Source organism: Cedecea sp. (assembly GCF_036500665.1).
Lineage (GTDB): Bacteria > Pseudomonadota > Gammaproteobacteria > Enterobacterales > Enterobacteriaceae > Cedecea.
The window spans coordinates 64,317-84,455 of record NZ_DASYBS010000065.1; the positions used below are offsets into that span (position 1 = coordinate 64,317).

The 20,139-nt window shown below is 55.7% G+C and carries 18 protein-coding genes; 5 read left to right on the forward strand and 13 right to left on the reverse strand.

What is annotated here, in order from left to right; translation table 11 throughout:
- Positions 1 to 7: 7 nt before the first annotated feature.
- The 6 genes from odhB to sdhC all read right to left on the reverse strand — a co-directional run bounded on the left by odhB (position 8) and on the right by sdhC (position 7,573).
- Positions 8 to 1,234: a 2-oxoglutarate dehydrogenase complex dihydrolipoyllysine-residue succinyltransferase gene (odhB, locus tag VGM55_RS10910; protein ID WP_154185161.1), complete on the reverse strand. Its 1,227-nt coding sequence runs from the start codon at positions 1,232 to 1,234 to the stop codon at positions 8 to 10.
- A 15-nt stretch (positions 1,235 to 1,249) separates the two neighbouring features.
- Positions 1,250 to 4,057, reverse strand: a complete 2,808-nt coding sequence (sucA, locus tag VGM55_RS10915; RefSeq protein ID WP_154185162.1) for a 2-oxoglutarate dehydrogenase E1 component — start codon at positions 4,055 to 4,057, stop codon at positions 1,250 to 1,252.
- 272 nt (positions 4,058 to 4,329) lie between these two features.
- Entirely contained in the window at positions 4,330 to 5,046 is a 717-nt protein-coding gene (locus tag VGM55_RS10920) for a succinate dehydrogenase iron-sulfur subunit (RefSeq protein ID WP_331635458.1), read from the reverse strand.
- Positions 5,047 to 5,061: 15 nt separating this feature from the next.
- Complete coding sequence (gene sdhA, locus VGM55_RS10925) at positions 5,062 to 6,828, reverse strand: succinate dehydrogenase flavoprotein subunit (protein WP_331635459.1); 1,767 nt, start codon at positions 6,826 to 6,828, stop codon at positions 5,062 to 5,064.
- Positions 6,828 to 7,175: a succinate dehydrogenase membrane anchor subunit gene (gene sdhD / locus VGM55_RS10930; RefSeq protein ID WP_038474592.1), complete on the reverse strand. Its 348-nt coding sequence runs from the start codon at positions 7,173 to 7,175 to the stop codon at positions 6,828 to 6,830. The genes sdhA and sdhD overlap by 1 nt, the downstream gene beginning before the upstream one ends.
- Positions 7,169 to 7,573 (reverse strand): succinate dehydrogenase cytochrome b556 subunit, encoded by a 405-nt coding sequence (gene sdhC / locus VGM55_RS10935; protein WP_331635460.1) that lies wholly within the window; start codon positions 7,571 to 7,573, stop codon positions 7,169 to 7,171. Before sdhC ends, sdhD begins: the two co-directional genes overlap by 7 nt.
- Positions 7,574 to 8,218: 645 nt before the next feature.
- On the opposite strand from sdhC, the gene VGM55_RS10940 reads away from it, so the two are divergent.
- Positions 8,219 to 9,505, forward strand: a complete 1,287-nt coding sequence (locus tag VGM55_RS10940; protein ID WP_154185165.1) for a citrate synthase — start codon at positions 8,219 to 8,221, stop codon at positions 9,503 to 9,505.
- A 46-nt stretch (positions 9,506 to 9,551) separates the two neighbouring features.
- Here the strand turns inward: VGM55_RS10940 and nei are convergent, their stop codons facing one another.
- The 7 genes from nei to VGM55_RS10975 form a co-directional block, all read right to left on the reverse strand.
- Positions 9,552 to 10,343, reverse strand: coding sequence for an endonuclease VIII (gene nei / locus VGM55_RS10945; protein WP_331635461.1), 792 nt, complete (start codon positions 10,341 to 10,343; stop codon positions 9,552 to 9,554).
- Positions 10,344 to 10,361: 18 nt separating this feature from the next.
- Entirely contained in the window at positions 10,362 to 11,294 is a 933-nt protein-coding gene (gene pxpC / locus VGM55_RS10950) for a 5-oxoprolinase subunit PxpC (RefSeq protein ID WP_331635462.1), read from the reverse strand.
- Positions 11,288 to 11,944 (reverse strand): 5-oxoprolinase subunit PxpB, encoded by a 657-nt coding sequence (gene pxpB / locus VGM55_RS10955; protein ID WP_331635463.1) that lies wholly within the window; start codon positions 11,942 to 11,944, stop codon positions 11,288 to 11,290. The genes pxpC and pxpB overlap by 7 nt, the downstream gene beginning before the upstream one ends.
- 13 nt (positions 11,945 to 11,957) lie before the next feature.
- Positions 11,958 to 12,701: a type 2 GTP cyclohydrolase I gene (locus VGM55_RS10960; protein WP_331635534.1), complete on the reverse strand. Its 744-nt coding sequence runs from the start codon at positions 12,699 to 12,701 to the stop codon at positions 11,958 to 11,960.
- A 15-nt stretch (positions 12,702 to 12,716) separates the two neighbouring features.
- On the reverse strand, positions 12,717 to 14,126 hold the full coding sequence (gene phrB, locus VGM55_RS10965) for a deoxyribodipyrimidine photo-lyase (RefSeq protein WP_154185168.1): 1,410 nt from the start codon (positions 14,124 to 14,126) through the stop codon (positions 12,717 to 12,719).
- 13 nt (positions 14,127 to 14,139) lie between these two features.
- Positions 14,140 to 15,096, reverse strand: coding sequence for a YbgA family protein (locus tag VGM55_RS10970; protein ID WP_154185169.1), 957 nt, complete (start codon positions 15,094 to 15,096; stop codon positions 14,140 to 14,142).
- 90 nt (positions 15,097 to 15,186) lie between these two features.
- A complete protein-coding gene (locus VGM55_RS10975; RefSeq protein ID WP_045781718.1) occupies positions 15,187 to 15,393 on the reverse strand; it encodes a YbfA family protein in 207 nt (68 codons plus the stop codon).
- Positions 15,394 to 15,706: 313 nt separating this feature from the next.
- Here VGM55_RS10975 and kdpF point away from each other — a divergent pair, with 313 nt between their 5' ends.
- The 4 genes from kdpF to kdpC are packed head-to-tail and all read left to right on the forward strand — an operon-like array spanning position 15,707 to position 20,131.
- On the forward strand, positions 15,707 to 15,796 hold the full coding sequence (gene kdpF / locus VGM55_RS10980; RefSeq protein WP_008456132.1) for a K(+)-transporting ATPase subunit F: 90 nt from the start codon (positions 15,707 to 15,709) through the stop codon (positions 15,794 to 15,796).
- Positions 15,796 to 17,481: a potassium-transporting ATPase subunit KdpA gene (gene kdpA, locus VGM55_RS10985; protein ID WP_154185170.1), complete on the forward strand. Its 1,686-nt coding sequence runs from the start codon at positions 15,796 to 15,798 to the stop codon at positions 17,479 to 17,481. The genes kdpF and kdpA overlap by 1 nt, the downstream gene beginning before the upstream one ends.
- 13 nt (positions 17,482 to 17,494) lie before the next feature.
- Positions 17,495 to 19,543 (forward strand): potassium-transporting ATPase subunit KdpB, encoded by a 2,049-nt coding sequence (gene kdpB, locus VGM55_RS10990; protein WP_331635464.1) that lies wholly within the window; start codon positions 17,495 to 17,497, stop codon positions 19,541 to 19,543.
- Between the two features lie 12 nt (positions 19,544 to 19,555).
- On the forward strand, positions 19,556 to 20,131 hold the full coding sequence (gene kdpC / locus VGM55_RS10995) for a potassium-transporting ATPase subunit KdpC (protein WP_331635465.1): 576 nt from the start codon (positions 19,556 to 19,558) through the stop codon (positions 20,129 to 20,131).
- Positions 20,132 to 20,139 lie beyond the last annotated feature (8 nt).

The following is a 20,139-nucleotide window of genomic DNA, read 5'->3' on the forward strand; positions in this document are numbered from 1 at the left end:
TATTCGACTATACGTCCAGCAGCAGGCGAGTCGGATCTTCCAGCAGCTCTTTAATCGCGACCAGGTAACCCACGGACTCGCGGCCATCGATCAGACGGTGATCGTAAGACAGCGCCAGGTACATCATCGGCAGGATCTCAACTTTACCGTCAACCGCCATTGGGCGGTCTTTGATGGCATGCATACCCAGAATCGCGCTCTGCGGTGGGTTGATGATCGGCGTAGACATCAGGGAACCGAAAACACCGCCGTTGGTGATGGTGAAGTTACCGCCGGTCAGCTCTTCTACGGTCAGCTTGCCGTCACGGCCTTTCACCGCCAGCTCTTTGATGCGTTTTTCGATGTCGGCCATACCCAGGGTATCAACGTCTTTCAGCACCGGCGTCACCAGGCCACGCGGAGTAGAAACCGCGATGCTGACGTCGAAGTAGTTGTGGTAAACCACGTCTTCACCGTCGATGGAAGCGTTCACTTCCGGATAGCGTTTCAGTGCTTCAACCACGGCTTTAATATAGAAGGACATGAAGCCCAGACGCACGCCGTGACGTTTTTCAAACGCTTCACCGTACTGCTTACGCAGTTCCATGATTGGCTTCATGTTCACTTCGTTGAAGGTTGTGAGCATGGCGGTGGAGTTTTTCGCTTCCAGCAGACGCTCGGCCACGCGCTTGCGCAGGCGGGTCATCGGAACGCGTTTTTCGCTGCGGCCAGCCAGCGGTGCAACCGGTGCCTGAGTCGCTTCAGCTGCTTTCGCCTGTGCAGGCTGCTTCGTTTTTGCTTCGCTCAGGTGTTTTTCAACGTCTTCACGAGTGATACGGCCGCCTACGCCGCTGCCTTTGATAGCGCTGGCGTCGAGGTCATTTTCTGCGATCAGACGGCGGATGGCCGGGCTGAGGGCATCGTTATTCTGCTCTTCCAGAGAAGCCTGCTGGCGCTGAGCCGGAGTGGACTCTTTGCTGTCAGATTTCACGGAGGTTTCTTTCCCGCCGCTGTTGCCTTCACGCAGGCGGCCCAGGATCTGGCGGGAGGTGACGGTGGTACCTTCGTCTTCCAGTACCGCATCCAGAACGCCGTCCGCAGATGCCGGTACTTCCAGCACCACTTTGTCAGTTTCGATCTCAACCAGTACTTCGTCGCGCTTGACGCTGTCGCCCGGTTTTTTATGCCAGGTTGCCACTGTCGCGTCGGCTACGGACTCTGGCAGGTCAGGAACTAGAATATCTACGCTACTCATTATTTATCCTTTAATTTATTCGACGTTCAGCGCGTCATTAACCAGATCTTGCTGCTGCTTCTGGTGAACGGACATATACCCTACCGCCGGAGAGGCGGAGGCTGGGCGACCTGCATAACGCAGAGCGGACCCAAACGGAATCACTTCGCGGAGGTGGTGTTGGCTGCAGTACCAGGCGCCCTGGTTCAGCGGCTCTTCCTGGCACCAGACAAAATCATGCACGTGAGCGAACGGCTTCAGCGCTTCCTGTACCGCCTGATGCGGGAACGGATAGAGCTGCTCGATACGCACAATCGCCACATCCTTCTGGTCGTTCTTGCGACGCTGCTCAAGCAGGTCGTAGTAAACCTTACCGGAACACAGTACTACACGCTTCACGCCTTTAGGATCCAGTTCGTCAATCTCACCAATTGCCGGCAGGAAAGTGCCGTTGGCCAGTTCGTCGAGGCTGGAAACCGCCAGCGGATGGCGCAGCAGAGATTTCGGTGACATCACGACCAGCGGACGGCGCATCCCGCGCAGCGCCTGACGACGCAGCATGTGATAAACCTGAGCCGGCGTAGACGGGACGCAAACCTGCATATTCTGCTCGGCGCACAGCTGGAGGTAACGTTCCAGGCGCGCGGAAGAGTGCTCTGGCCCCTGGCCTTCATAACCGTGCGGCAGCAGCATCACCAGGCCACACATACGGCCCCACTTCTGCTCGCCGGAGCTGATGAACTGGTCAATGACGACCTGAGCACCGTTAGCGAAGTCGCCAAACTGGGCTTCCCAAATGGTCAGCGTGCGTGGTTCTGCCGTGGCGTAACCGTATTCAAAGGCCAGAACCGCTTCTTCAGACAGTACGGAATCCCAGACTTTGAAGATGCCCTGGCTGTTATGCACGTGCGCCAGCGGGGTATAGGTAGAACCGTTGGTCTGGTTATGAATCACCGCATGGCGGTGGAAGAAGGTACCGCGACCCGCATCTTCACCGGACAGACGGACGGACACGCCCTCGTCGACCAGCGTGGCGTAAGCCAGATTCTCGGCAGCGCCCCAGTCGAATAGCTTGTTACCGCTCGCCATTTCCTGACGATCGCCGTAAATCTTAGCCACGCGAGACTGCATTTCTACGGCTTCCGGCACGGTGCTGATGCGCTTAGCCAGTTCCTGCACGCGCTTCATCTCAACCTTGTTCGGGTAGCTTTCGTCCCACTCGTGGTTGAGGTACGGCGACCAGGTAAAGGAGTGCATGTTCATCGGACGCCATTCGTTGACGACGCATTCGCCGGCATCCAGCGCATCGCGGTACAGATTCACCATTTCGGTGGCATCTTCCAGCGTTGCCAGCTTAGCTTGCTCAAGCTTATCAGCGTAGATCTTACGTGGGGTCGGATGTTTTTTGATTTTCTGGTACATCACTGGCTGAGTTGCGCTTGGCTCATCCGCTTCGTTATGGCCGTGGCGACGGTAGCAAACCAGGTCGATAAACACATCGCGTTTGAAGGTATTACGGAAGTCCAGCGCCAGACGAGTCACGAAGGCAACGGCTTCCGGGTCGTCCGCATTGACGTGGAAAATCGGCGCCATCACCATCTTACCGATATCGGTACAGTACGGCGTGGAACGCGCATCCAACGGGTTAGAGGTGGTGAAACCAATCTGGTTGTTGATAACGATACGCACGGTACCGCCCACTTCATAACCACGCGCTTTGGACATGTTCAGGGTTTCCTGAACCACGCCCTGCCCGGCTACAGCGGCATCACCGTGAATGGTGATCGGCAGAACCTGGTTGCTGCCTGGCTTATCCAGACGATCCAGGCGCGCGCGCACGGAGCCGATAACCACCGGGCTAACGATTTCAAGGTGAGACGGGTTAAACGCCAGCGCCAGGTGAACCAGGCCGCCTTCGGTTTCCACGTCTGATGAGAAGCCCATGTGGTACTTCACATCACCGGTGCCGAGGTGCTCTTTATGTTTACCGGCAAACTCATCAAACAGATCCTGCGGTTTTTTACCCAGAACGTTGATCAGCACGTTAAGACGACCGCGGTGCGCCATACCCAGCACCACTTCGCGCGTGCCGCTCTTGCCCGCGTGGCGAATCATCTCTTTGAGCATCGGCACCAGCGCGTCACCGCCTTCCAGCGAGAAGCGTTTCGCCCCGGGGAATTTGGCACCCAGGTAACGTTCCAGGCCTTCTGCTGCAGTCAACTCGCTCAGGAAGCGTTTTTTCTCTTCCGGCGTGAAGGTTGACTGACCCACCACAGATTCAATGCGCTGCTGGATCCAGCGTTTCTCTTCTGTGTTGGTAATGTGCATGTACTCGGCGCCGATAGAGCCACCGTAGGTTTGCTGCAGCGCCTCAATCAGATCCGCAAGCTTCATGGTTTCTTTGCCGCCGGCAAAAGAACCCACGTTAAAGCTCTGCTGCAGATCCCCATCCGTCAGGTTGTGGAAAGCCGGATCCAGATCGGGAACGGACTCTTGCTTCCACAGGCCAAGCGGATCAAGGTTTGCTGCCTGATGCCCGCGGAAACGCCAGGCGTTGATCAGCTGCAGAACCTTAACTTGCTTAACGTCAGTATCAGGATCGGTGATTGCGGTGGAGTAACGTGAGGCATCCTTCGCCAGACGACGGAAATAATCACGCGTTTTTGAATGGAATTGATCCGGTCTGGCTCCGGTGCCAGCTAACTGCTGGAACATGGTGCGCCAGTGCGCATCAACAGAGTCAGGATCGGTTAAGAAGTCTTCATAGAGCTGCTCTATGTAGGACTGGTTTGCGCCCGCCAGCCAGGAAGAGTCCAGCCAGGGCTTCATCGCGCCGTTCTGCATCGTGATCCCTTAAGCAAATTTATGCTTATTTCGCCGTGGATAACTATAACGCACACCGTAGGGTATACAGGTATACGTTCCAGGGTTCACTTTCTTCGAGCCTGTTGCCGTGGAGGGCGGCCCGCGAAGGAACCTTTAGAAACTGTCTTAAGGGTTTCCCCTCACCCCTTCCCCCTCTCCCCACAAGAGAGAGGGGGAAGATCGTCGGCAGTTTTTAAAGATTTCCTGCAATTTGTACCCTCTCCCCTGCGAGGAAAGGGTACTTTTCTTACTTAAGCGCTTTTCTGCAACAGCATCGACTTGATATGGCCGATGGCCTTCGCCGGGTTCAGCCCCTTAGGACAGACACTGACGCAGTTCATAATGCTGTGACAGCGGAAAACGCTGAAAGCATCGCTCAGGCCGTCCAGACGCGCGTCCGTTTCCGTGTCGCGGCTGTCGATCAGGAAACGATACGCCGCCAGTAGGCCAGCCGGACCGATGAACTTGTCCGGATTCCACCAGAACGATGGGCAGGAGGTCGAGCAGCAGGCGCACAGAATGCACTCGTACAGACCATCCAGCTTTTCACGCTGCTCCGGCGACTGCAAATGCTCACGAGCGGGTGGATTTTGCCCATTATTCAACAAGTAAGGCTTAATCTTCTCATATTGAGCATAGAATTGTCCCATGTCTACAACCAGATCGCGGATCACCGGGAGACCAGGTAGAGGGCGGATGACAATTTTCTGCTTGCCGTTGCCGAGCGCCGAAATTGGCGTAATGCAGGCCAGACCGTTTTTGCCGTTCATATTCAGGCCGTCAGAGCCGCAAACCCCTTCACGGCAAGAACGACGGAACGACAGACTTGGGTCTTTTTCTTTCAGCTGCATCAGGGCGTCCAGCAGCATCATGTCGCGACCCTCTTCCGCTTCCAGGGTGTAATCCTGCATACGCGGAGCGTCGTCTACGTCCGGGTTATAACGATAAACTGAGAATTCGAGTTTCATTGTCCTGTCTCCGCATTAATAAGTACGAATCTTCGGCGGGAACGCCGGACGCAGTTTCGGTTCCATGTTGACGCTACGACGCGTCATGGACTCCGACTCTGGCAGGTACAGGGAATGGCACAGCCAGTTTTCGTCATCACGATCCGGGAAGTCGAAGCGGCTATGCGCGCCACGGCTCTCGGTACGGAAGTTTGCCGACACCGCAGTGGCGTAGGCGGTTTCCATCAGGTTATCCAGCTCCAGACACTCAACGCGCTGGGTGTTGAACTCGCTGGACGTATCATCCAGACGGGCGTTTTTCAGGCGCTCGCGGATCGCTTTCAGCTGCTCAAGACCTTTGGCCATCGCGTCACCTTCACGGAATACCGAGAAGTTGTGCTGCATACATTCCTGAAGCGCTTTACGGATTTCCACCGGATCTTCACCGTTACGGTTACCGTTCCAGCGGTTGAGGCGCTCAAGGGACGCATCGATTTCGGCTTCGGTCGCGTCAAGCAGGTCGCCCTGCTCGGCAATCGACTCCTGCAGATGCAGGCCGACCGCACGACCGAATACCACCAGGTCAAGCAGGGAGTTGCCGCCCAGACGGTTTGCACCATGTACGGATACGCAGGCAATTTCGCCCACGGCGAACAGGCCAGGGATAACAACATCTTCGCCCTGCTCGTTCACGGTCAGCGCCTGACCGGTCACTCTGGTCGGAATGCCGCCCATCATGTAGTGACAGGTCGGGATAACAGGAATCGGCTCTTTCACCGGATCTACGTGGGCGAAGGTACGGGACAGTTCCAGGATACCCGGCAGGCGGGATTCCAGCACTTCTTTACCCAGGTGATCCAGTTTCAACTTGGCGTGTGGACCCCACGGGCCATCACAGCCGCGACCTTCGCGGATTTCGATCATGATGGAACGCGCCACCACGTCACGACCCGCCAGGTCCTTAGCATTCGGGGCATAACGCTCCATGAAGCGTTCGCCGTGTTTGTTCAGCAGGTAACCGCCTTCACCACGACAGCCTTCTGTAACCAGAACACCCGCACCGGCGATACCGGTTGGGTGGAACTGCCACATCTCCATATCCTGCACCGGCACGCCAGCGCGGATAGCCATACCTACGCCATCACCGGTGTTAATGTGGGCGTTGGTAGTGGACTGATAAATACGGCCCGCACCGCCGGTTGCCAGCACGGTTGCGCGGGCTTTGAAGTAAACCACTTCACCGGTTTCGATGCACAGTGCGGTACAGCCAACAACTGCACCATCGGCGTTTTTAACCAGATCCAGCGCATACCACTCCGAGAAGATAGTGGTGTGGTTTTTCAGGTTCTGCTGGTACAAGGTGTGCAGCAGCGCGTGACCGGTACGGTCAGCCGCCGCGGCAGTGCGTGCCGCCTGCTCGCCGCCGAAGTCTTTCGACTGGCCGCCAAACGGACGTTGATAGATGGTGCCATTTTCCAGACGGGAAAAAGGCAGGCCCATATGGTCAAGCTCCAGAATCGCTTCCGGACCGGTCTTACACATATATTCGATGGCGTCCTGGTCACCGATATAGTCGGAACCTTTTACCGTGTCGTACATGTGCCATTCCCAGTTGTCTTCATGGGTATTACCCAGCGCAACGGTAATACCGCCCTGCGCAGACACGGTGTGGGAACGGGTTGGGAAAACTTTGGACAGCAGGGCACAACTCTGGCCCGACTGGGAAATCTGTAGCGCGGCGCGCATACCTGCGCCACCAGCACCAATCACTACAGCATCAAATTCTCTGACTGGCAGTTTCATTACACACCCCACACCACAACGAATCCATAAATGACGTAAACCAACAGCGCAACAACAATCAGCAGCTGTAAAGGAAGGCGAATCGCCAGCGGTTTAACGTAGTCGGTCAACACCTGCCACATGCCAATCCAGGCATGGATCAAAATGGAGAACAGTGCCAGCAGGGTGAAAACTTTGGTGAAGGCAGAGGCAAAGAAGCCGTGCCAGACGTCGTAGGTCAGCTCGCTGGTGAAAGCGAAGAAGCCAATCATATAGATGATGTACAGGGTTAATACGATGGCGGTAGCGCGAACCAGCACATAATCGTGCACGCCATTGCGACCCAATGCGGAGGCATTGCTTACCATACGAGGACTCCTGCAAGAATTGAAAGCACGACGGTAATAACAAAGGAGATATGTGCGGATCGTTTGCCCGCTACAAGGGTTTCGTCCAGATAGCCGAAGTCCATCAGCAGATGGCGAATACCGACCACCACGTGATAGGCCAGTGCCGTCAGAATACCCCACATTATGAATTTAACGATAAAGCTGCTCATCACGGCAGAAGCGGTGATAAAACCTTCCGGGGAGGAGAGTGACAGTCCCAGCAACCAAAGCAGAATGCCGACCGCCACAAATGTGATCACGCCGGAAACGCGGTGGAGGATGGAAGCGATTGCAGTGACGGGGAACCGAATCGTTTTCAGATCCAGATTGACAGGTCGTTGTTTTTTCACGTTTCTTATCATGAATAGCGCCCACATGCTCTTCTTATTGTTTCCTTCCTCCGGATCTGCATTCGGGGTCAGACAGCGCTAACTTTCTATAACTGTGCGTCATGCAAAAAACAGCTACATCCAGAGGCCAAAAAAATGGCTACAACGCTGGGTGGCTCCCGGTAGCAGGGTGTTCCGGAGACCTGGCGGCAGTATAGGCTCTTCACAAAATCATTACAATTAACCCACATAATGTTTGAAGGGTTTTGCTCGGAACAGTGAGCAGGATCACGATAACAACATTATTTTAAATTTTAACCATCCGATTTGACAAAAGTTAAACATTATTGTTACAAACAGGGCCAGAAAAGCCGTATAATGCGCAAAAGTTATAGGGGCAGCCTTTCACCTGAGTAATAGTTATGTAACAGTGGATGGGTATTGACCCGAGTAATCAGGACAGTTATTAGTGGTATACAGGTTTGAATGATACTGATTGCTAAGACGCTGATTTGTTGTAGTTTCACCCTCAAAGCGAGTGTTACCTGCAAGCGCCCATCGCTCTGTACCCTGGTTGTACTCCTCTAAACAGAGCCGCGAGCCAATTAAAAAACTGGTAACCAACCATTGTGGGTTTGAATGCAAATTGGACGCCTGGCAGTCTTATGAAATAAGGCGCTAAGGAGACCGTAAATGACTGATACTAAAGCAAACCTCACCCTAAATGGTGACGATGCTCTCGAACTTGATGTGCTAAAGGGCACGCTAGGTCAGGATGTAATTGATATCCGTAGTCTTGGTTCTAAAGGTGTATTTACTTTTGACCCGGGTTTCACCTCTACCGCATCCTGCGAATCTAAAATCACTTATATCGACGGTGACGAAGGCATTCTTTTGCACCGCGGCTTCCCGATTGACCAACTGGCCACCGAATCCAGCTATCTGGAAGTGTGCTACATCCTGCTAAACGGCGAAAAGCCGACGCAGGAACAGTTCGACGAATTCAAAACCACCGTTACCCGCCATACCATGATTCACGAGCAGATTACCCGCCTGTTCCACGGATTCCGTCGCGACTCGCATCCGATGGCCGTGCTGTGCGGCGTGACCGGTGCGCTGGCGGCCTTCTACCACGACTCCCTTGACGTGAATAACCCACGCCACCGTGAAATCGCGGCATTCCGCCTACTGTCTAAAATGCCGACCGTAGCAGCAATGTGTTACAAGTATTCGATTGGTCAGCCGTTCGTTTACCCGCGCAACGACCTCTCCTATTCGGCTAACTTCCTGAACATGATGTTCTCTACACCATGCGAAGAGTACAAAGTTAACCCAATTCTGGAACGCGCAATGGACAGGATCCTGATCCTGCACGCTGACCATGAACAGAACGCGTCTACTTCCACCGTGCGTACCGCAGGTTCCTCCGGCGCTAACCCGTTTGCGTGTATCGCCGCGGGTATCGCTTCCCTGTGGGGACCGGCTCACGGCGGCGCGAACGAAGCTGCGCTGAAAATGCTGGAAGAGATCAGCACCGTTGAGCACATTCCAGAATTTATCCGTCGCGCCAAAGACAAAAACGACTCGTTCCGCCTGATGGGCTTCGGCCACCGCGTGTACAAAAACTACGACCCGCGCGCCACCGTAATGCGTGAAACCTGCCACGAAGTGCTGAAAGAGCTGAACCTGAAGGATAACAACCTGCTGGAAGTGGCGATGGAGCTGGAACACATCGCGCTGAACGACCCGTACTTCATCGAGAAGAAACTCTACCCGAACGTCGACTTCTACTCCGGCATCATCCTGAAGGCGATGGGCATCCCATCCTCCATGTTTACCGTCATCTTCGCGATGGCGCGTACCGTGGGCTGGATTGCGCACTGGAACGAAATGCACGACGACGGCATCAAAATCGCCCGTCCACGTCAGCTGTATACCGGCTACGATAAGCGTGATTTCAAATCCGACCTCAAAAAGTAATATTTTAACTTTCTGAGTAAAAAACGCGCCCGATGGCGCGTTTTTTTTATTTCTGACAGGCAGGGCACCAGTAGAATGGTCTTGAAGAGAGCATTGTTTTTTCAATTATCCCTCCGCAGCGCTCGCACGGCTCTCCGGCACGATGAAACACCCTGAAGCTAAAGATTGCTCCGTGATGTTTATTTTCATCCACCTGCCCTCGCGTCCGATAAGAAAGGCGTGGAATCGCCAGCAGAACCGCGGCAAAACGCTCAGCCTGCTCAGCGGTGAGATCTTCGGCGCGGTGATGAGGCGCAAGCCCGGCTTCCCAAAGAATCTCCACCCGAAGATAGTTACCCAGCCCGGCCAAAAACGCCTGCTCCAACAGCAGGCCGCTGAACTGCCTGCGGCGAAACCTCGGCGACAGCAGACGCGCTTTAACCTGTTCCACCGTCAGCGTCTCGTCCAGCACATCGGGCCCTACACGCAGCAGGAAGGGATGTTTCTCGAGCTGTTCCTGCTCCAGCATTTCAATGTCCGAAGCGCTATACAGCAAAATGGCCTTTTCAGCCGTTTGCAGACGAACCCGCAGCACTCGCTTAGTTTCTGGCTCTTTATTAGCCTCAACCACTCGCCAGACGCCGTACAGCTGGTTATGGCTGTACAACGTTAAGCCATTAGAAAAATGCGTCAGCATCGCCTTGCCTCGGGTTTCAATCCGCTCAATAGTCTTACCCTTGAGCATGGCCTCAAACGGCTTTAGCTCTTCAAAAGCAAACCAGGCTTCAGTTAACGGCTCACCGCCCACGGCGGCTTCAAGCTTGTCCGCCGCGCGGCGTATTTCTGGTCCTTCCGGCATACTAAACTCCCTGAAACGTTACTCTTCCTGCGCCAGTTGCCAGGCAATCTGTTCAAGATAAAGTGCCTGCTCGCGGCACGCTTTCAGCGCCTCTTCCAGCGAACACGGCACAAAATGAATGGGCTCCCCCAGCCTGACCTGTGCCAGATGGTAAAGATCGGCCTCAATCACACAGGCAATGCGGGGGTAGCCGCCGGTGGTCTGGGCATCATTCATCAGCACAATAGGCTGGCCATTAGGCGGCACCTGAATGACCCCGGGCAGCAGACCGTGGGACAGCATCTCTCGCTGAGTCGTTCGTTCCAGCTCCGGCCCCTGTAGCCGATAGCCCATGCGGTTGCTTTGTGGGCTGATTTGCCAGGCAAGACGCCAGAAACTCTCCTGTGCCGCCTGACTAAACTCCCGGTATTCCGGCCCGGCTAATGCGCGAATGCGGTTACCCCACAGCAGCTGTTTTACGCCCCGTGAACGCTGAAATTTGTGCTGAGATTTCCGTAAAGGAATCTGGTCGCCATCACGCAACAGGCGTCCGTCATGGCCGCCAATACCAGCTTTAAGGTCAGTGCTGTAAGAGCCCATTACCTCTGGGACATCTAAGCCACCGTCAACGGCAAGGTAGCTACGCATTCCGTGCGTCGGTTTTTTTAACGTTAACCTTTGCCCTTTTTTAACCGGCAGCCGCCAGCCTGTCCACACGACTTTGCCATCCAGATCCGCATGACAACCTGCGCCAGTCAGTGCAAACCAGCCGCTGCGCCCAAACTCTACAACACACTGTCCAAGTGTGATTTCCAGCGCCGGCGTGTCTGGCCTATTCCCCACCAATAAATTGGCCGCTGAGATAGCCGGTGTATCCAGCGCACCGCAGCGGCTAACGCCGAGCTGGCGAAGCCCTTCACGACCGGTATCCTGCACGCTGGTCTGTAGACCGGCGCGAATAATTTTCAGCATATGCCTTCCTTCTGCGGCACAAAACGCACGCTGTCTCCGGGCAATAATAAAGTGGGTGATGATTTGCCAGGGTTAAACAAGCTGAGCGGAGTGCGGCCGATAATTTGCCAGCCGCCCGGCGTCGCCAGCGGATAAATGCCGGTTTGGCTACCGCCGATGCCCACGGAGCCGGCGGCAACCTGTAGCCGTGGTTCGGCGCGCCGGGGCGTCGCCAGGATGTCTGGTAACCCGCCCAGATAGGCAAACCCGGGCTGGAAGCCGAGGAAATAGACAATGTATTCAGCACTGGAATGCAGGGCGACCACCTGAGCGGGAGTGAGATCGTTCTGGCGAGCTACTGCGTCAAGATCGGGCCCGGCTTCACCGCCATAAACTACCGGGATCTCAATCCGGCGAGGCGTGGGTATTACCGCCTCACTTTCTTCCCACCAGCGCTGGAGCCATTCAATGCCATCCAGCGCCAGCCGCTGAGGATCTTTCAGCACAACGGTGATGTTATTCATGCCCGGAATGGCCTCTTTCACCTCATCAGAGGCATTCAGGCGATCCAACAGCCCCCAAATACGCTGCTGGCTGGCGAGCATGACGGGAGGCTCCAGTTCCAGAACCACCGCTTTTTCACCGAGTAAATAACAGCGAGCTCGTTGCACAGGCCCTCCAGAATCAGGCTGGGTTTGGGATATCGATAAAAATAACGTCGAGATCGGTTTCGCTGTTTAGCCAGTCGCTCAGCGCCTGGATACCGCCGCGTTCAGTGGCATGATGGCCAGCAGCGTAGAAGTGCAGCCCCTGCTCGCGGGCCGAATGAATCGTCTGCTCGGAAACCTCGCCGGTAATAAACGCATCCACGCCAAAACGTGCCGCGCTATCGATAAAGCCCTGCCCGCCGCCGGTACACCACGCCACGCGGCGGATCTGATCCGGGCCGGTATCGCCGCACCACAGCGGCGTGCGGCCTAAGCGCATTTCAATCCAGGAGGCAAGCTCAACGCCGGAAAGCGGCGTCGGGAATTCACCCCACGGCACCAGAGGCTCAACTTCCCCTTTTGTTTCAATGCCCAGCAGCGCACCCAACTGGGCGTTATTGCCCAACTGCGGATGGGCATCGAGGGGTAAATGCCAGCCGTAAAGATTGATATCGTTCGCCAGCAGCGTCTTAAGGCGATTACGCTTCATGCCGCGAATGACCGGTGATTCGTTTTTCCAGAAATAGCCATGGTGGACGATCACCGCATCGGCCTGCTGACGCACGGCCTCGTCCAGCATCGCCTGACTGGCGGTGACGCCGGTAACAATCTTGCGGATCTCTGCCCGGCCCTCAACCTGCAGGCCATTCGGGGCGTAATCACTGATTGCCGCGCTGTTCAGCTTGTCATTAATCAGGCGTTCCAGTTCACTGTTTTTCATCATTATTCTCTTCGGTTATTTTCTTGCTGCTTCATAAGCGGCAAGCGTATTCAGTCGGGCCTGCTTATGGTCAACAATCGGACGCGGGTAGTCCAGCGTTTGCTTTTGTTTATCAGCCCAGGCCCATGGGGAATGGATTTGCTTGCCGGGAACCGCTTTCAGCTCCGGCAGCCAGTGGCGGATAAAGTCGCCGTCCGTGTCGAAGCGCTCGCCTTGGGTTGTCGGGTTAAAAATACGAAAATAGGGCGCGGCATCGGTACCGGTGGAAGCGGCCCACTGCCAGCCGCCGTTGTTAGCCGCCAGGTCGCCGTCAATCAGTTGGGACATAAAGTAGCGCTCACCCTGCCGCCAGTCGATCAGCAAATCCTTTACCAGGAAACTCGCCACAACCATGCGTAAGCGGTTATGCATCCAGCCCGTTTGGTTCAGCTGGCGCATCGCCGCATCGACAATCGGGTAGCCGGTTTTCCCCTGCTGCCAGGCTTCAAGCCGCGCATCATCCCCGCTCCAGCGAACCTTATCGGTCCAGGCGATAAACGGACGATGACGGCTAAGTTTCGGGTAAGCGACCATCAGGTGGCGGTAAAATTCGCGCCAGATAAGTTCGTTGAGCCAGGTCGCGCCGGCTTCACCTTCCAGCGCTTTAGGCTGCTCTTTTAACAGGCGATGCAGGCACTGGCGTGGAGACAAAACGCCGGTTGCCAGATAAGGCGACAGTCGGCTAGTCCCTTCAATGGCAGGGAAATCTCGCTGCTCCGGGTAGTCGGCTGCCGGCTGTCGGCAAAACTTACGTAGCATACCGATCGCCTCCTGCTCACCTACAGGGAAAATCTCGTGGTCAAATTTTTCACGTGGCACATCGAACGCAAACTGTTCGTTGAAGTGAACCTCTCCCCGAGTTTTGGGCGCAGGCACGCACTCCGGTAGCCCTTCCTGCAAACGCCGAATAAACGCCTTGCTGAAAGGAGTAAACACTTTATACATCTCGTGGTTACCGGTCGTAACGCTGCCCGGCGCCAGCAGCAGGCTGTCATCAAAACCTTGCACGGTCACGTCAACATCAAGCGCTTTTTCCACCGCGGCGTCCCGGGCGCGCTCGTTGACTTCATACTGGTAGTTGTAAAAAAGCGCATCAACGTTTTGCTCAGTGCAAAACGCTTTTATGCACTCCATCGAGGCGGCGAAATCCGCGACCTGCCTGATATGAAGTTCAATCCCCCGCCCGGCAAGCGCATGGCCCAATGCCTGAACATGCTCAAAAATAAATTCAGCCTGCTTTGGGGCCATCACATGCTGACGCCACTGCTCGGGCGTAACAACAAATACCCCGATGACTTTTGCATCGGGGTTGCGGCAGGCGGCGTGTAAGGCGTAGTTATCGTGAACACGAAGATCGTTGCGAAACCAGACCAGATGGGTGGTCATAACTCTCCCTGATTTAGTTGCCGTACCGCAGGCGTAGCGCTTCGGGATACGGTTCAAAGTAGCGTTGTTGTTCGAGATAGCGGTCCGGGTATTCTGCCATATAGTGTTTCAGCAGAGTGATCGGCGCGAGTAAAGGCTGCGTGCCCTGGCGGTAGCGGGCAATGAGTTCAGACAGTTCCTGTCGCTGGCGTGCATTCAACTGTCGGCGGAAATAACCCTGCACATGCATTAAAACGTTGGTGTGGTTGCGGCGCGTGGCCTGATGCTGCATTAAGGCCATCAGGCGCTGGCGATATTCAACGAAGAAAGCCTCCAGCGAATCCCAATCCTCAATGGACGCCACAAAGCGCCCCAGCTCGCGGTATTCAGGCTGAGAATGAGCCAGCAGCAGAAGTTTATAGCGGCTGTGGAAGGCGATGAGTTTGCCTCGTGTTAATCCACTTTTGCGCAGCTGGTTCAGCTCAAACAGCGTGTAAATGCGCTCGACGAAATTCTCGCGAATAGCCGGATCGCATAGGCGCCCATCTTCTTCAACTGGCAGCCACGGGAACTGACGCTGAAGCTCAGTGGTAAACACGCCGGTGCCGCTTTTACGGTTATTGTTACTCTCTTCGTCATAGACCCGGACTCGTTCCATCCCGCAGCTTGGCGACTTCGCGCAAACAATGTAGCCACAAAGATGCTCTAGCCCGCTGACATGGCGCGAGGAAAACGCCTGCATCGCGGCGGTAAAGTCGCCTTCGCTTTGGTTACTTAAACGCAGGGCAAGCTCGCCGTCGTTCAGCTTCACCAGCCTGAGCGCGGGCCGAGGCGTCGGCAAACCAATGGCCATTTCGGGGCAAACCGGTTCAAACCGCACCCAGGGCGCCAGCTCGTTAACGGCAAAGGCCAGCTTCTTATGCCCGCCGTCAAAGCGGACATTCTCCCCCAGCAGGCAGGCGCTGATACCAATCGGAATAGTGTCGTTCATTGTCTGCTCCTCAGTTGTTAACTAAGTGTAGCAAGACGCGGGCAACAAAAAAGCTACCCGAAGGTAGCTTTCGTCAAATCGATTCAGCTTTTAGTAAAAATCGAAGGCGCCAGCTTCTGATTGCGCCATCCATACCGGCTTGTCGCTGGTTTTGGACCACACGCGATGCAGATAACTGTAAAAGCGTGCGCGATCTTTCCAGAACAGCATCACCGGCAGGGCAAGCACGCCGGCAGCTACGGCGAAAGTGCGACGCAGGATGACCTGATGCGCAGGGTATTCTTTGTATAAAGACATAGGCTTCTCCTCATAATGTGTGACCGACACCGCATGTCGGAAAATCGAAACTTGTTATCTGGTCAAAATACTATCTCATTGTTTGAAAGTTTACTACTCCTCCGACCAGATAATTGCACTTTTTTGTGCGCGGCTTATCTTCCTTCCTGTAATTAAGTTACAAAATGGTTAAATAAATACTAATCATTAGTTAACTAATGGCTTTTGCCATTTTTATACTTTTTTTACACCCCGCCCCCGGACTTTTACGACATCTTTTCACCCGAAATCCTATTCTGCCGCGAAATGCTTAACGCACCGTTGGAGGTGGATTGTGAGTGCAGGCGTCATAACCGGCATCGTGCTGGTCTTCTTGCTGTTGGGTTACCTGGTTTATGCCCTGATTAAAGCGGAGGCGTTTTAATGGCTGCGTCCGGATTTTTACTGATCGCCAGCTTCCTGCTGGTGCTCTTCGCCCTTGCGAAACCGCTGGGAGCGGTGCTTGCCCGCCTGATCGAAGGTGAACCTCTGCCTGTGGTCGGCCGCATAGAACCGCTTCTGTGGTCGCTGATTGGCAGTAAAGGCGAAGAGATGGGCTGGAAGCGCTACCTGATGGCGATTCTGGCATTTAACGTTTTCGGGCTGCTGTTTCTTTTCGCGATCCTGATGTTCCAGGGCAGCCTGCCCCTCAACCCTCAGCAGCTGCCCGGACTCTCGTGGCATTTGGCGCTCAACACGGCGGTAAGCTTCGTTTCCAATACTGACTGGCAGTCCTATGGCGGGGAGACCACGCTTAGCTACTTCAGCCAGATGGTTGGCCTGACGGTGCAAAACTTTGTTTCGGCCGCAACCGGTATCGCGGTGGTGTTCGCGCTGATCCGCGGCTTCTCTCGCCATTCAGCCAGCACGTTGGGTAACGCATGGGTCGATTTAACCCGCGTGACCCTCTACATCCTGCTGCCTATTGCACTGCTAATGGCGTTGTTCTTCATTAGCCAGGGTTCACTGCAAAACTTTGCGGCCTACCAACCTTACACCACGATTGAAGGCGTTCAACATGTGCTGCCGATGGGGCCAGTCGCCTCTCAGGAAGCCATTAAAATGCTGGGCACCAACGGCGGTGGATTCTTTAACGCTAACTCCTCTCACCCGTTTGAGAACCCAACCGCGCTGACCAACTTCGTTCAGATGGTGTCTATCTTCCTGATCCCGACAGCCCTTTGCTTCGCTTTCGGTGAAGCAGTAGGTGACCGCCGCCAGGGACGCGCTCTGCTGTGGGCGATGACGATAATCTTCGTGGTTTGCGTGGTGGTGGTGATGTGGGCTGAGCTGCAGGGCAACCCACACTTCACTCAGCTAGGCGCTAACAGCAACATCAATATGGAAGGTAAAGAGAGCCGCTTTGGCATTCTTAACAGCAGCCTGTTCGCGGTTATCACTACCGCCGCGTCCTGCGGTGCGGTTAACGCAATGCATGACTCCTTTACTGCGCTGGGCGGTATGGTGCCAATGTGGCTGATGCAGATTGGCGAAGTGGTATTTGGCGGCGTCGGCGCAGGTCTCTACGGCATGCTGCTGTTCGTGCTGCTGGCGGTATTTATCGCCGGGCTGATGATTGGCCGTACGCCAGAATATCTGGGCAAAAAAATCGACGTGCCGGAAATGAAGATGACCTCGCTGGCCATTCTCATCACGCCTGCACTGGTGCTGATCGGCACGGCGCTGGCGTTGATGACCGACGCTGGCCGCAGCGGGATAGCTAACCCAGGCATTCACGGGTTCAGCGAAGTGCTGTATGCGGTTTCTTCTGCGGCTAACAACAACGGTAGCGCCTTCGCGGGCCTGAGCACCAATACGCCGTTCTGGAACGTGCTGCTGGCGGCGTGCATGTGGTTTGGTCGTTTCGCGGTGATTATTCCCGTGATGGCGATCGCCGGTTCACTGGCCGCGAAAAAATCACAGGCCGTCAGCATCGGTACGCTGCCAACGCACGGCCCGCTGTTTATCGGTTTACTGATTGGGACAGTGCTGCTGGTTGGCGCCCTGACCTTTATCCCCGCCCTCGCTTTAGGCCCGGTTGCGGAACACCTTTCTCTGGTTAATTTCTGATTACGAGGCTTCCATGAGTCGCAAGCAACAGGCGCTGTTTGAACCTGGTCTGATCCGTCAGGCGCTAATTGATTCTTTTAAAAAGCTCGCACCTCAGGTGCAGTGGCGCAACCCGGTAATGTTTATCGTCTGGGTCGGGAGCATCATCACTACCCTGCTCGGGATAGCCATGTTCACCGGGCTGCAGCAGGGTGATGCGCTCTTTACGCTCGCCATTAGCCTGTGGCTGTGGTTTACCGTGCTGTTCGCTAACTTTGCGGAAGCGTTGGCAGAAGGCCGCAGCAAGGCCCAGGCGAACAGTCTGAAAGGGGTGAAGAAAACCAGCTGGGCGCGCAAGCTGCGCAGCCCACAGCACGATGCACAGGTTGATCATGTTCCGGCGGCTGACCTGCGTAAAGGTGACGTCGTGCTGGTCGAAGCCGGGGACATCATCCCCTGCGACGGTGAAGTGCTTGAGGGCGGCGCATCCGTAGATGAAAGCGCCATCACCGGGGAATCAGCACCGGTTATCCGCGAGTCCGGCGGCGACTTCGCCTCGGTCACCGGCGGGACACGCATACTGTCCGACTGGCTAGTTATTCAGTGCAGCGTTAACCCGGGGGAAACCTTCCTCGACCGCATGATTGCCATGGTTGAAAGCGCTCAGCGTCGTAAAACGCCGAACGAAATCGCCCTGACCATTCTGCTGGTGGCGCTGACTATCGTGCTGCTGCTGGCGACTGCGACCCTGTGGCCGTTCTCCGCCTACGGTGGCCAGGCGGCAAGCGTGACCGTGCTGGTTGCCCTGCTGGTCTGCCTGATCCCAACCACCATCGGCGGCCTGCTCTCCGCCATCGGTGTGGCCGGGATGAGTCGTATGCTGGGTGCGAACGTTATTGCCACCAGCGGTCGTGCAGTAGAGGCCGCCGGGGATATCGACGTCCTGCTGCTGGATAAAACCGGCACCATTACGCTCGGCAACCGCCAGGCTTCTGCCTTCCTGCCGGCTCCGGGCGTGGATGAAAAAGAGTTAGCCGATGCGGCACAGTTGGCCTCGCTGGCGGATGAAACGCCGGAAGGTCGCAGCATCGTGGTACTGGCAAAACAGCGCTTTAACCTGCGCGAACGCGACGTGCAAAACCTGCAGGCAACGTTCGTACCGTTTACCGCGCAAACCCGCATGAGCGGCATTAACATCCAGGACCGCATGATCCGTAAAGGCTCCGTGGATGCCATTCGCCGCCATGTAGAGGTAAACAATGGTCACTTCCCGGCGCAGGTGGACACGCTGGTTGAAGGCGTTGCGCGTCAGGGCGGTACGCCGCTGGTGGTGGCCGAAGGCGCCAACGTTCTGGGCGTGATTGCACTGAAAGACATTGTTAAAGGCGGGATTAAAGAGCGTTTCGCGCAGCTGCGCCAGATGGGCATCAAAACGGTGATGATCACCGGGGATAACCGCCTGACCGCCGCCGCTATTGCCGCCGAAGCCGGCGTCGACGACTTCCTTTCAGAAGCCACGCCGGAAGCCAAACTGGCGCTGATCCGTCAGTATCAGGCAGAAGGCCGACTGGTCGCCATGACCGGCGACGGTACCAACGATGCCCCGGCACTGGCGCAGGCAGACGTAGCGGTGGCAATGAACTCCGGGACTCAGGCGGCGAAAGAAGCCGGCAACATGGTTGACCTGGACTCTAACCCAACCAAGCTGATTGAAGTGGTCCACATCGGGAAGCAAATGCTGATGACGCGCGGGTCGCTGACCACCTTCAGTATCGCCAACGACGTGGCGAAATACTTCGCCATTATTCCGGCGGCGTTTGCGGTGACTTATCCGCAGCTCAACGCGCTGAACGTGATGCACCTGCACTCCCCTGCTTCGGCCATTCTGAGTGCGGTCATTTTTAACGCGCTGATCATCATCTGCCTGATCCCGCTGGCGTTAAAAGGCATTAGCTACAAGCCGCTGAGCGCTGCGGCGATGCTGCGCCGCAACCTGTGGATCTATGGCCTGGGCGGTATCATCGTGCCGTTTATTGGTATCAAAGTGATTGATGTGATCCTGACCGTTCTGGGTCTGGTCTAAGAGGAAAAGAACATGGCTACGTTACGCCCCACTTTATTACTGCTGATTATTTTAACGCTGATTACCGGGGGGGTTTACCCCCTCATCGCCACGCTGCTGGGCCAGTGGTGGTTCCCGGCACAGGCCAACGGCTCATTAATCGTTGAAAGCGGTAAAGTTCGCGGTTCAGCACTCATCGGCCAGGACTTTACTAACGCAAAATATTTCCGGGGCCGCCCTTCTGCTACCTCAGATAGCCCCTATAATCCAATGGCATCCGGCGGCAGTAACCTTGCGGCAAGTAACCCGGAACTGGACAAAGAGGTTAAAGCTCGCATTAGCGCACTGCGTGCGGCTAACCCGCAGGCTAATCCGGCAGTGCCCGTTGACCTGGTCACCACGTCGGCCAGCGGCCTTGACGGACAGCTTTCGCCGGAAGCTACAGCATGGCAGATCCCTCGAGTGGCTCAGGCCAGAAATCTTCCGGTTGAACAAGTCGCCCGCCTGGTGGCTGAAAACACCACCACGCCGCTGGTGAACTTTATCGGCATGCCGGTCGTGAATATTGTTAAGCTCAACCTGGCGCTGGATAGTTTACAGGCGAAATAAAAAGGACG